We start from the raw sequence: 13,067 nt of genomic DNA, 5'->3' as shown, positions 1-13,067 counted from the left end.
ATTGAATAATACGCGCACCCCCGGGCCGTGTCCAGAACTATTTTGCCTTTGGCGTCATCTTCACATTCTGCACACATATGGGGCTCGGAAGGGCTCGCATCCTCTTTTTGGCTTTCCGCGTTCCTGGGATGTCTCTATATATAGAAGGGCCGCGGCGCGAGGCGCGCGGGCGGGACGCGGCGCCCGGGTCGGGACGCGAGGCGCCGCGCGGGATAGCGGAGACCGCGAAGCCCGGGGCCGGGTGCGCCGCACGAGGCGAGGCATGATGCGCCGCGCTTCATCATCAAGCCGCTGCGGCGGAGACGCGTGGCGGTGCAGTCCGACAAGCGAGGCGACTTGGCGTTGCCCATCTTCGTTGGTGAATGGCTCTGTGCTCAATACAGGATAATTACCGATTCGCCAATGTAGCGTATTCCCGCATCGGAAGCAGGCGATCGTGTTATCGACTTCGAACCCCTTTTGAAGACATGCGAGATAACTTCTAAACCGCTTTCCCGCGCTTTGCCTATCGGCCCGTTGACGACGCGGACGGCAAGCTCCTGAAAAAGAAGAGGCCCGCGAGAAGGGGGCTCGCGGGCCATGGAGGAGATTGGAAGCAACGCTTAGTGAGGGGGAATCGCCGGCGCGATTTGGGGATGCGCTTGACCGGAGGGGGTTGGCCATTCGGCGATGCGAGCTTCCGCGGATATGCTATCGATTGTCAACGCTCCATCTTTCCTGCCGTACGAGCGCAAGCCGCAAACAGTTGGCGAAACGGCCCCGGATGAAATCGCGTTCCAGCCAAGGCCAAGGTGCGGCTTCGCTTCCGACAACATGGATAGTACGCCGCCTCCGATGGCCGCGCGCCACCCTTAGGTGGTTATTTTCGACTTCCGACAGGGTTCCCCCCGCTTACCCGAAAAGGGTGTCTGAGGTATTTCCGCTGGTCAAGTTGTTATGCTTCTTTTCTTGGGGCGCAAGCTCATTGTTAACCGCGTATGCTACCATTCCCGTGAGAGAAGGGGCGAAATGAAAACCGCAGCATCAGCGAAACCGGGGTCGCACCCCGAATCAGCCAAGCATAACCCGCACATTGCCAGCAAAATGGTCGCGTTTGCATCCACGGGCATTGCGTGCCCGCTGGCATGGGGCTTCCTTATCAACGCATTCGGAGGAGTAAGCCCCTCCGCCCAGCTTCCCTGGACGTTTTCCTATCTGCTGCTTGCGGTAGCAGTCTTAGTTTTTGCTGCCATCTCACGCAAAGCGCCAGCGTTTTTCGGCTCCGGCATTTCCGCAGCGGTTGTCGGTACGCTCGGCGCGCTAGGGGCACTGCTGCTTGCGCTTACGCTTACCGCGACCCCTTCGATTCCGCTCCAATCTGCCGCCATGGCCCTGTGCGCATGCGTTCTCGGCTGGCTCTACCTGCAATGGGGAACGTTTTATGCGAAGCTCGATTTGCGCCACGCGGTGATTTACCTGCTGCTGGCGAATATCGGGGGATCGGCGCTGAAGGCGATCACGCACTTCCTCCCTGTCGAGGCGCAATGCGTGTTCGCTATGCTGCTGCCCATCGCCTCGGTGTGGATGTGCCGCGTCGCAGTTGCCGGCATTGAGGGCGCAAGCCTGGAGAAGACGGTTATCCGCTTCGACTCCCATAATATGCGAGGGCTGTGGAAGGTCGCCGTGACCATTGCCGCGTTCAGCTTCGTGACCGCGTTCCTGGTGAGCCGATTCTCGGGAAATCAGTCCCAAGTGCCCCCTGTTGACTTTTTGCTTGGGCGTCTGCTGGAAATGGTTATCTCGGGCATCGTGCTGTATGTGGTGGTGAAGCTGAACAAGCCGTTTAACTTCTCGCAATTGTGGCGCATCGCCCTTTTGGTGCTGGCGCTTGATATGCTCAGCCAGACCATGTTCCCTGAGATCACCGTGCTGCGATGCGTGGAAAGCAGCGCTTGGGACCTTATCGTGCTATTCGCCTGGCTAACCTTGTCCGACGTGGCGCAGCATTCGAAGCTTCCCGCCCCGTGGGTATTCGGCATCGGCTGGGCCTGCTATACGGCGCCGTTCGCCATCGGATCGATGATGTCCCCTGCGTATTCGGGCGGCGAGCACGACGCCATGATCGTGGTCTCATTGATGTTCGTGCTGTTGCTGGTGTCGTCTTTCTGCCTGGAGATGCGCGACCAGGATACGAAGTGGCTGTTTGCGGAATTGCGCGGCGAACCGGTAAGCGCGCCGGCGGATTATCGCAGCCTTGAGGAGCGCTGCGAGGAGGTCGGCAAGCAGCACAAGCTGACGCCGCGCGAGCTGGAGATCATGCAGCTGCTATGCAAGGGACGCACGAAGGCGTATATCGCCGAGACGCTGTACCTGACCGAGAACACCGTGAAGGGTCATACGAAGCATATCTACTCGAAGCTTGATGTGCACAGCAAGCAGGAGCTGCTTGACCTGGTTGAACGCTAAGCCCTGCGCCATTGACGCGACCAAGAGGCCGATGGCGCGAAGCGCCGACCTTGCATATAAACGAAGGGCGCCTGCCGAGATGAAACTCGGCAGGCGCCCTTTTTCGTTATGCGATTGCAGCTGCGCCGCGATAACCGCAATGCACGGCCGCTCGGCTAGTCGACCGGTACGGCATCAAGCTCCAACGGCGGCTCGACGCGGCATACGTACTCGTCGGTTGCCTCGTCGATGTCGATGAGCACATGGCTGCGATCGGGCAGCTTGCCCTCGACGATCTTCTGCGCGATGCGATCGACGATCTCGCGCTGCACCAAACGCTTGCAGGGACGAGCGCCGTACACCGGATCGAAGCCGTCGATGGACAGATGATCCATAGCGGCGGGCGTGACGTCGAGCGTGACGCGACGATCGGCCAGACGCTGCCGCACGTCGTTGAGCTGCAGCTCGACGATGGGCTCCATGTTGGCGATGGACAGCGCGTGGAACGTGATGACCTCATCGATACGGTTGAGGAACTCGGGACGGAAGGTGTTGCGCAGCGCGTCGTTGATCTTGTTGGACAGCTCCGCCAAGCTCTTCGCCGCCGTTTCCACATCGCCCTTCATGACGTTTTCCATGACGTCGCCCATGGTCTCCTTCTGGGCATTCGCGCTTTCGTATTCGCGGATGGCCTGGGAGCCGATGTTGCTGGTCATGATGATGATGACGTTCTTGAACGACACCAAGCGACCCTGACCGTCCGTCAAGCGGCCGTCATCGAGCACCTGCAGCAAGATGTTGAAGACGTCGGGGTGGGCCTTCTCCACCTCATCGAGCAGGATGACGCTGTACGGACGACGACGCACGGCTTCGGTGAGCTGGCCACCCTCGTCGTAGCCGACGTATCCCGGAGGGGCGCCGATCAGGCGCTGCACGCTGAACTTCTCCATGTACTCGGACATGTCGATGCGCACCATGGCCTTCTCGCTGTCGAACAGGTATTCCGCCAGCGCCTTCGCCAGCTCGGTCTTACCCACGCCGGTGGGACCGAGGAACAGGAAGCTGCCAATGGGCTTGTTCGGGTCGGACAGGCCCGCACGGTTGCGGCGGATGGCGCCGGCGACCGCCGAGACCGCTTCGTCCTGGCCGATGACGCGCTCATGCAGCTTGTCCTCGAGGTCGACGAGCTTCTCCATCTCGCCCTGCATCATCTTGGACACGGGGATGCCGGTCCAGGTGGACACCACCTCGGCGATTTCCTCCTGCGACACCTCCTCCTTAAGGATGGCACCGTCTTCCTGCTTGTCGTTCAGGGCCTGTTCGGCCTGCTCCAGCTTGCGCTGCAGCTCGGGGATGCGGCCGTAGCGGATCTCGGAGGCCTTCACCAGATCGCCTTCGCGGGTTGCGCGCTCCTCTTCGGTTTGCGCAGCTTCAAGGTCGGCCTTGAGCGTTTGGACGTCCTCGATGACGTCCTTCTCGTTCTGCCACTCGGCCTTGCGCTTCGACAGGGCGTCCTGAGCGTCGGCGATTTCCTTGCGCAGGTGCTCAAGGCGTTCGCGGCTGACTTCGTCCGTCTCCTTCATAAGCGCCTGCTCCTCGATCTGCATCTGGGTGAGCTTGCGCTCCGCCAGATCGACCTCTTCGGGCATGCTGTCGATCTCGATGCGCAGGCGGCTGGCCGCCTCGTCCATGAGGTCGATGGCCTTGTCGGGCAGGAAGCGGTCGGAGATGTAGCGGTTCGACAGCTCGGCGCAGGCGACGATGGCGGCGTCGGTGATGCGCACGCCGTGATGGATCTCGTACTTCTCCTTCAAGCCGCGAAGGATGGCGATAGTGTCCTCGACCGTGGGCTCGCTGACCATGACCGTCTGGAAACGGCGCTCCAGAGCGGCATCCTTTTCGATGTACTTGCGGTACTCGTCGAGCGTGGTTGCGCCGATGGCATGAAGCTCGCCACGCGCCAGGGCCGGCTTGAGCATGTTGCCCGCATCCATGGAGCTATCGCCCGTGGAACCGGCGCCGACGATGGTGTGCAACTCGTCAATGAACAGGATGATCTGGCCGTTCGACTCCTTGACCTCGCGCAGAACCGCCTTCAAGCGGTCCTCGAACTCGCCGCGGTACTTAGCGCCCGCGACCATGGCGCCCAGGTCGAGCGCGATGACATCGTGGTCCTTCAAGCCGGACGGGACATCGCCGGCGACGATGCGCTGCGCCAGGCCTTCGACGATGGCGGTTTTGCCGACACCGGGCTCGCCGATGAGCACCGGGTTGTTCTTCGTGCGGCGGCTAAGCACCTGGATGGTACGGCGGATCTCCTCGGAACGGCCGATGACCGGGTCGAGCTTGCCCTCGCGCGCCTTCTGCGTAAGGTTCTGGCCGTACTGGTTCAAAGCGTCGAGTTCAGGCTTGCTCTGCTGATCGGTAACGCGGGTGGAACCGCGCAGGGAGCTATACGCCTCCTCGACGGTTTTGCCCGTGATGCCGAGGCCGTTGAGCACGCGACCGGCGTCGCCCTTGTCCTGAGCCAAGGCGATGAGCAGGTGCTCGGTGGTCGCATAGCTGTCACCCATGCGCTCCGCCGCCTTCACGGCGTTGTCGATGACCTTCATGAGGTTGTTGCTGGGCATAGCCATGGGCATGGTGGAGCCGCTGGCCTTCGGCATGGCGGCGATGGCGGCGTCGACGTTTTGCGACAGCTGCGCCGGGTCGGCGCCGATGCGCTTGATGATGGCGGACAGGTTGTTTTCCGATGCATCCAGCATGGCCTTGAGCAAGTGGATGGGCTCGATGGTGCTGGATTGCGCATCGCCGGCAACGCCCATCGAAGCCTGGAAGGCCTCCTGAGCAGTGACGGCAAGTTTATCTAATCTCATGCGAACCTCCTTTGAATGGGTTCAACGCATTTGTTTACAAAAGCGAGCTGGGACGGCGGACGACGATCGCCGTGGGCGACTGCACGAGGGAGTTCACGCTTTCGCGCGTTTCCAGCTCATGCACGCGATCGGCAAGGCGGCGAACCCGTTTGTGCAGGTCGTCGATTTCCTGATCGCGATCGACCAAGCGGCCTTGCAGGTCGAGGATGCGGATAACGCCGGCAAGGTTGATGCCCTCGCCGGTGAGCTCGTTGATAAGGGACAGGCGCTCGATATCCGCCTGCGAGTACATGCGGGTGTTGCCGCTGGTGCGCTGGGGCGTAACCAGGCCCTTCTGCTCGTACGCTCGAAGAGTTTGAGGATGCACGCCCGCCAGCTCGGCGGCTACGCCGATCATGTACAGGGGCCGGTTGCGATCGTTCCATTCGGGCATGTCTACCAGCTCCTTACGTCATCGGGCGACGCCTCCAAAAACGCCTCCATAGCCTTTTGCTGCTGCGGGTTCATGGACCGGGGAACCTGCACCTTGATGGTGATCTTCAGATCGCCGTTACCGGAACCCTTCACCTTTGGCGCGCCTTTGCCGCGAACCGACATGACCGTTTGGTCCTGCGTTCCGGCAGGCACCTTCACGCGCACCTTCGTGCCGTCGGGTGCAGGGACGACCACGCTGGCGCCCAATGCGGCTTCCGCCACGTTGACAGGTACATCGATGAGCACATCCGCGCCATCCCGCTTGAAATACGGATGGTCCTGGATGCGGGTGGTGACCAGCAGATCGCCGGCCTCACCGCCCGATTCGCCAGGCGCGCCCTTGCCACGGAAGCGCAGACGTCCGCCGTCGACGGCGCCCGCAGGAACCTTGACGGTAAGCGTTTCCGCGTCGGCGCGACCGGGTACGCGAACGGTAACGCGCTTCTCCGTGCCGGAAAACGCCTCTTCGAACGTAACGTTCAGCGTGACGTTCATATCCTGGCCCTTACGCGGGCGAGGCTGGCGACCCCCGAAGCCGCTGGCGCCGGCACCGTTGAAATCCCAATTCGAGCCGAATGCGCCCTCACCGCGGCGGATGCTTTCGAGGATATCGGCCCAGCTGCCGAAACCGCCGGCACCGGCGCCGCCGAAGATGTCGTCGACGTTTACGGATCCGCCGCCCCATCCTCGGGGAATCTGGTTCTCGTTCGCCGTGCCGTATTGGTCGTACAGCTTGCGCTTCTTATCGTCTGACAAGACCTCGTAGGCTTCGTTGATCTCCTTGAACTTGGCCTCGCTACCGCCCGCATCGGGGTGGTATTTGCGCGCTAGCTTGCGGAACGCCTTCTTGACCTCGTCGGTGGTCGCCGTGCGCGGAACGCCCAGCGTTTTGTAGTAATCCGGAGTAGCCGGCATGCGCTCCACCTTCCTTTCTTAAGTAAGCACGAGGGCGGACCATACCGCCCGCCCTCGCAAAAGCTATCTATTCGTCTTCGCTCTCGGGCTTGGGCCTCTTCGGGCCGCCCGTGGTGACGGTGACCATTGCGGCTCGGAGAACCTTCGTTCCCATCTTGTAGCCCTTCTGGTACACCTCATGCACCGTCTCATCCGGAACGGAGGCATCGTCGACCGTGGCGACCGCCTGGCACTCAAGCGCGTCGAAAGCCTGGCCGGCAGGATCGATGACCTGCACGCCGCCGGTTTCCAGCACATTCACGAACTTGCTGTGCACGGCCTTCACGCCGTCGATCAAACCGGCTTCGCCGTTCTTCTCAGCGTAGTCGATGGTGCGCTCGAAGTCGTCGATGACGGGCAGGAGCTTCTCGACCAGCTTCTCGCCGGCACGAAGGCGCTCTTGCTCGCGCTGCTCGGCCGTGCGACGGCGATACGTATCCCACTCGGCGTGCAGGCGCAGATATTTGTCCTGCCAGTCCTTCGCCTCTGCCTGGGCCTTCTCCACCAGCTCGTCGTTGGTGGGAGCCTCTTCAGCCTGGCCCTCGAGCACCTCCTCGGCCTCCGCGACCGCATCGGATGCGGCGTCGGCCGCCTCGGAGGTGGCGCCACCCTGCTGGGCGGCGCCACCCTGCTGGGCGGCGCCTTCCTGCTTCGCTTCGGACGCTTCGTCCTGAATGGGAATCTGGGTGCCCTGATCCTGCGTTGCGCGCTCAGGCTCGGGCGTGCTCTGCATCGTCATGGCGCTTACTTCCCTTCTTTGTCGTCGACGACCTCGTAGTCGGCCTCGATGGGGCCGTCATCGGACTGAGCGCCCGCTGCCGCGCCGGCCGCCTGATCGGCGCCCTGCTGGCTGTATGCGACCTCGGCCAGCTTATAGCCTGCCTGCTGCAGCTTCTCGGTAGCAGCCTTGATGGCCTCGATGTCGGAGCCGGCCAGAGCCGTCTTCGCCTCGTTGATGGCCTCCTCGGCGGCGGACTTGGAGTCCGCGGGCACCTTGTCGCCCAGCTCGTTCAGGGTCTGCTCGGTGGCGTTGACCAGCGCATCGCAGTTGTTGCGGGTCTCGACCTCTTCCTTGTGCTTCTTGTCCTCCTCGGCATGGGCCTCGGCGTCCTTGACCATGCGGTCGACTTCCTCGTCGTTCAGAGCCGTGGAGCCGCTGATGGTGATCTGCTGCTGCTTGCCGGTGCCCAGGTCCTTGGCGGACACGTTCACGATGCCGTTGGCGTCGATGTCGAACGTGACCTCGATCTGCGGCACGCCGCGACGGGCAGCCGGGATGCCGGTCAGCTGGAACTTGCCCAGCGTCTTGTTGTCCTTGGCCATCTGACGCTCGCCCTGAAGCACGTGGATCTCAACGGAGGTCTGGTTGTCGGCCGCCGTGGAGTACACCTCGGTCTTGCGGGTGGGGATGGTGGTGTTGCGGTCGATCATTTTCGTCATGATGCCGCCCATGGTCTCCACGCCCAGGGACAGGGGCGTGACGTCGAGCAGCAGGATGCCCTCGACGTCGCCGGCGAGCACGCCGCCCTGAACGGCAGCGCCCATGGCGACGACCTCATCGGGGTTCACGGACATGTTCGGCTGCTTGCCGGTCATGCGCTTCACCAGCTCCTGCACGGCGGGCATACGGGTGGAGCCGCCGACGAGGATGACCTCGTCGATCTCGCCCTGGGACATGCCGGCGTCGCTCAGCGCCTGCTCGACGGGCTTGCGGCAACGATCCAGAAGGTCCTTGGTGATGGACTCGAACTCGGCGCGGGTAAGCGTGTAGTCAAGGTGCTTCGGGCCGGTGGCGTCAGCGGTGATGAACGGCAGGTTGATGTTGGCCTGCGTGGTGCTGGACAGCTCCATCTTGGCCTTCTCGGCAGCCTCCTTCAGGCGCTGCAGGGCCATCTTGTCCTTGCGCAGGTCGATGCCGCCGTTGTCCTTGGCGAACTTGTCGGCCAGCCAATCGATGACGCGGTGATCCCAGTCGTCGCCGCCCAGCTGGTTGTCGCCGGCGGTGGCGGCAACCTCGAAGACGCCGTCGCCGAGCTCCAGGATGGACACGTCGAACGTGCCGCCGCCCAGGTCGAACACGAGGATCTTCTCGTCCTTGTTCGTCTTGTCGAGGCCATAAGCCAGAGCAGCTGCCGTAGGCTCGTTGATGATGCGCAGGACCTCGAGGCCGGCGATCTTGCCAGCGTCCTTGGTGGCCTGACGCTGAGCGTCGTTAAAGTATGCCGGGACGGTGATGACGGCCTGCGTGATGGGCGAGCCGACCTGCTTCTCAGCATCGTTCTTCAGCTTCTGCAGGACCATTGCGGAGATTTCCTCGGGCGTGTAGTCCTTGCCGTCGATATCGACGACGGTGCGGCCGTCCTTGCCGGCCTGCACCTTGTAGCTGACCTTCGCCTGCTCTGCCTGGGTTTCGGCGAAGGAACGGCCGATGAAGCGCTTGACGGAGGAGACGGTGTTCTCGGGGTTGGTGACGGCCTGGTTCTTAGCAGCCTTGCCGACCACGCGCTCGCCGTCCTTGCGGAAACCCTCGACGGACGGGGTGGTGCGGTCGCCCTCGGCGTTCACGAGGATCTCGGGCTCGGAGCCCTCCATGACGGCCATGGCGGAATTGGTGGTGCCAAGGTCGATGCCCAGAATCTTGCTCATATGATTGCTTCCTCTCACTTGGAGTTATGTAACCGAAATCAGGTACTGCGGCTAGGCTCTGAGGGCTTAGCCTTTTTCCAACGATTCGTACTATAAAATCTAAGTCTGGGCATGTCAAGTTATTTGCGAAATATAACGTTACGTTTTGTCAACACCAAAATGTCAAATAGATTGAGATTTTGCTATCAAGTATTTGAACTGGGGAAACAGGGGTTGTTTTCGGAGAATGGCGCCCACGCAGGCACCAAATCTAGGCTTATCTGCGGGCGCGATACGACTTTCAAGATCTCAGTCGCTACGCAATAGGTTCTAGACGGGCATTTGGCGCAAGGCCCCGCACCCGCTCAAACGCCAGCATTAGCGGCACCTTCCCTTTCGCAACTCCGCCCTTGACCTCTGCATCCCCAAATCGCGAAAGCCTCGCCCTAGGACCGACCTGAACGCTACCGCACCATATACGCAACGAGGCCCGTGCCTATATATAGGCACGGGCCTCGTTAAACGCGATCAACGACAGAGATTACTCTTCGACGACCTCGGGGATGGCGCCCATGGGGCACTCCTCGACGCAGTCGCCGCAAGCGATGCAGTTCTCCTCGTTCACAGCCTCGACAACGCCACCGTTGACCTCCAGGACCTCCTGCGGGCAGGCGTCAACGCAAATGCCGCAGCCGATGCACTCGTCAGCCACAATAACCGGATGTGCCATGGTAACTCCTTCTCGTCTATAAGCCCCGGCGAAATGCTACCGGGTCATACCCCAATTAAGCAATGCAGGCACAATACCACTACTGCCGATGATTGCAATACGAATCAGGAAAATACCCGGGGAGCGGTTATGACGGCGCTTTCGCAACGACGTTCCAGACATGCCATGACCGGCTTGGCGCCGAATCCACCTGCCGAGCACGCAAAAAAGCCCCGCTTCCCGAGAAGGAGCGGGGCCAACGGGCCATTGCCGTTCGGTCGCGGTTAGCAGATGCGCGGCAGCTGCTCGCCCACCAGCATATCCAGGATGCGCGTGCCGCCGAAGGCCGTGCGCAAGAACACCTTCGAGCCGCGCTCGGGCTGCGCTTCGGACACTTCGCCGATGATGGCGGCATCAGCGCCGTACTTGTTCGCGCGCATGGCCGCAAGCGCCGCGTCGGCGTCCTCGGGGGCGACGACGCACACCATCTTGCCCTCGTTCGCCACCTGTAAAACATCGTATCCGAGCATGTCGCACGCACCCTGCACGGCAGGTTTCACGGGAACGGCGTCCTCCTCGACCGTGATGTCGGCGCCGGACTGCGACGCCAGCTCGTTGAGCGTGGAAGCAAGGCCGCCGCGCGTGGGGTCGCGGAAGCAGCGCGTGCCCGGTGCCGCCGCGAGCACCTCGGCGATGAGGTGGTTCAGGGGTGCCGCATCGCTTTGCAGGTCGGCTTTGAACGACAGCGACTCGCGGCAACTCATGATGGTGATGCCGTGATCGCCCAGCGTACCGCTGACCAGCACCTTGTCGCCCGGTTTGCATTGCGCTCCGCCCAGGTTCACGCCCTCGCGCAGCGTGCCGATGCCCGCGGTGTTGATGTACACGCCGTCGCCATGGCCTCGATTGACCACCTTGGTGTCACCCGTGACCAGGTGCACGCCGGCTTCCTTCGCCACCTCGGCCATGCTGGCGCAAATGCGCTTGAGGTCCTCGATAGGGAAACCCTCTTCCAGCACGAAACCGCAGCTCAGGTAGCGCGGGGTGGCACCGCTTGTGGCAACATCGTTCACCGTGCCGCATACGGCAAGACGGCCGATATCGCCGCCCGGGAAGAAATGCGGCGTGACCACGAAGCTATCCGTGGAAAACGCCAGGCGCTCGCCTTGCGCCGGAGCGGGCAGCACCGCCGCATCATCGCCGCGCAAAAGCTCCTCGCCTGCATACGCGGCGAAGAACACCTCGTCGATGATACGCTTCATCATGGTGCCGCCGCTGCCATGGCCGAGCATGACCGCAGTATCCATTGCATTGCTCCTTATATATGTGAACGGCCGCACGGCGTTCGATCCGCACGGCCGATGTCGTTTAATCGTGTTCGTGGTGGTGCTCGGCGACGGTGAGCACAAGCTTGCCGTTTTGCACGCCCTTGGTTCCAAGGATGAGGTTCGCGATGCTCTGAACCAGCTCCGTATGGCCTCGCAGCACGATGACCTCCAAGCACATATGCTCATCCAGATGCACGTGCATAGACGACACGATGTTGCCGAAGTACTCGTGCTGGATGGCGTGTAGCTTTTCCTGCAGGTCGTTTGCATGGTGGTCGAACACGATGGTAAGCGACCCCGCAACCTCGACGCCGGGCATCGAGCACTCGTCTTCCACCAGCGCATCGCGAACAAGGTCTCGAACCACTTCGCTGCGGTTCTTCGCCAGCCCTCGCCGCGCCACCAGACGATCGAAGCTCACCAGCAGGTCCTCGGGCATGGCGACCGAGAACCTCATCAGGTCGTTCGCCATAACCGGCTACACCAATTCCACCGTAACGCCGCCGGCAGCCTCGGCGTCGTCTTCCAGCGCATCCTTCGCCTCGTCGAGCAAGGCGCGCACGTCATCGATGAGCGCCTGAGCCTCGTGCAGCTTCTTGGAAACGTTCTCGTAGCCGGCGTCGCCCGCCTTGTGGCCCAGCGTATGGGCCCAGCGGCGCTCAAGCTTCAAATGGTCGTCGATCTGCTCGATCATCATCTCGAATTGACCGGTGTTGATGCCGTTAGTGCACATAACGTCCTCCTTCGTTTCCGCGACGATGCCCTTAGCATCGTTCGCAGCTGCTTTCGTTCTTGGTATGATTCGGTTATACGGCGAACGCGTTTCAAGGGCAAGAGCGGGTGTGAAAAAAACCATGAGCGGTAACAAATATGAGGTCGCATTGGACGAAACCTGGGAACTGTTCGGCCCATATATGAGCGGATCCCATGCCGGGCTCTGCTGCGTCATCAGCTCCGAACCGCTTTCGGAGGCTGCTGTCAAAGCGCTGGACAGCTCGTTGACGGCCCTCGGCTACGGACGCGAAGCATGCACGTACGTTATATCCGGCGACCTTGACCAGCAGGCCCTGTTCGTCCTGGTCGAGGGACTGGATCCAATCTGCATTATAGCGGCGGACGGCAAAAGCGCCGCGCTGCTCGGGCAAGCGTACCACCTTGCCGTTCCCTCCGGGAAGGCGACCCGTTTGCTCGGTCGCACCACCGTATCGTTTCTGGACTTCGAGTCTCTCCTGGAAACTCCCCAAGACAAGCAGATCGCCTGGGCGTTGCTGAAAAAGCTGCCGAAATTCGGGGAGAAGCGAGGGTAATCACGCCGATGGAACGCCTGAACCGCAAGCTTCTTGGAAGGACCTGCGGAAATACCTTGATGGTCGGCAGGTCATTCGCTCGAAGAGGGATATCGACAGCGTTCCCGAACATGACGCAAAGGCCGCGGGGGAAGCGGCCTTTGCGTCAGACGAGTGAAACGAGGGGGAGGAGATATCGAAGATATGTTATCTCCAAGTGAGAATAGAATACCACATATTTGTTCTCATTCAAGAACACTTATGAGATTCGCAACGAACGGCATCCCTTTTGCGCCGACCGCAGCCGACTCCTAAGACTCGCCATGCGTGCGTGTTGCTTTCGAACTCTTTACATGCAAGGGACCGTCGTGCTGCTACCATGAAGCAAACT

At 61.6% G+C, this 13,067-nt stretch carries 11 protein-coding genes; 2 read left to right on the top strand and 9 right to left on the bottom strand.

What is annotated here, in order from left to right:
* The first annotated feature begins 1,008 nt into the window (after window positions 1-1,008).
* Entirely contained in the window at window positions 1,009-2,445 is a 1,437-nt protein-coding gene (locus Q0H50_RS01715) for a LuxR C-terminal-related transcriptional regulator (RefSeq protein ID WP_294418612.1), read from the top strand.
* Window positions 2,446-2,600: 155 nt separating this feature from the next.
* Here Q0H50_RS01715 and clpB read toward each other — a convergent pair whose 3' ends face one another.
* The 9 genes from clpB to Q0H50_RS01670 all read right to left on the bottom strand — a co-directional run bounded on the left by clpB (window position 2,601) and on the right by Q0H50_RS01670 (window position 12,123).
* Window positions 2,601-5,300 (bottom strand): ATP-dependent chaperone ClpB, encoded by a 2,700-nt coding sequence (gene clpB, locus Q0H50_RS01710; protein ID WP_294418611.1) that lies wholly within the window; start codon window positions 5,298-5,300, stop codon window positions 2,601-2,603.
* 34 nt (window positions 5,301-5,334) lie between these two features.
* Entirely contained in the window at window positions 5,335-5,733 is a 399-nt protein-coding gene (locus Q0H50_RS01705; RefSeq protein ID WP_042432011.1) for a MerR family transcriptional regulator, read from the bottom strand.
* 2 nt (window positions 5,734-5,735) lie between these two features.
* Window positions 5,736-6,689, bottom strand: a complete 954-nt coding sequence (locus Q0H50_RS01700) for a DnaJ C-terminal domain-containing protein (RefSeq protein ID WP_294418610.1) — start codon at window positions 6,687-6,689, stop codon at window positions 5,736-5,738.
* A 67-nt stretch (window positions 6,690-6,756) separates the two neighbouring features.
* A complete protein-coding gene (locus tag Q0H50_RS01695; RefSeq protein ID WP_294418609.1) occupies window positions 6,757-7,467 on the bottom strand; it encodes a nucleotide exchange factor GrpE in 711 nt (236 codons plus the stop codon).
* A gap of 5 nt (window positions 7,468-7,472) precedes the next feature.
* Window positions 7,473-9,374: a molecular chaperone DnaK gene (gene dnaK, locus Q0H50_RS01690; RefSeq protein ID WP_294418608.1), complete on the bottom strand. Its 1,902-nt coding sequence runs from the start codon at window positions 9,372-9,374 to the stop codon at window positions 7,473-7,475.
* Window positions 9,375-9,894: 520 nt separating this feature from the next.
* Entirely contained in the window at window positions 9,895-10,083 is a 189-nt protein-coding gene (locus tag Q0H50_RS01685) for a 4Fe-4S binding protein (protein WP_042432023.1), read from the bottom strand.
* Window positions 10,084-10,346: 263 nt separating this feature from the next.
* On the bottom strand, window positions 10,347-11,369 hold the full coding sequence (gene hypE, locus Q0H50_RS01680) for a hydrogenase expression/formation protein HypE (RefSeq protein ID WP_294418607.1): 1,023 nt from the start codon (window positions 11,367-11,369) through the stop codon (window positions 10,347-10,349).
* 61 nt (window positions 11,370-11,430) lie between these two features.
* Complete coding sequence (gene nikR / locus Q0H50_RS01675) at window positions 11,431-11,862, bottom strand: nickel-responsive transcriptional regulator NikR (RefSeq protein ID WP_294418605.1); 432 nt, start codon at window positions 11,860-11,862, stop codon at window positions 11,431-11,433.
* A gap of 6 nt (window positions 11,863-11,868) precedes the next feature.
* A complete protein-coding gene (locus Q0H50_RS01670) occupies window positions 11,869-12,123 on the bottom strand; it encodes a hypothetical protein (protein ID WP_042432031.1) in 255 nt (84 codons plus the stop codon).
* A gap of 109 nt (window positions 12,124-12,232) precedes the next feature.
* Here Q0H50_RS01670 and Q0H50_RS01665 point away from each other — a divergent pair, with 109 nt between their 5' ends.
* Window positions 12,233-12,697 (top strand): hypothetical protein, encoded by a 465-nt coding sequence (locus Q0H50_RS01665; protein ID WP_294418603.1) that lies wholly within the window; start codon window positions 12,233-12,235, stop codon window positions 12,695-12,697.
* Window positions 12,698-13,067 lie beyond the last annotated feature (370 nt).

Source organism: uncultured Senegalimassilia sp. (assembly GCF_934632265.1).
GTDB lineage: Bacteria > Actinomycetota > Coriobacteriia > Coriobacteriales > Eggerthellaceae > Senegalimassilia.
The sequence above is the reverse complement of the archived record's forward strand: the minus strand, read 5'-3'. Positions and strand labels throughout refer to the sequence as shown.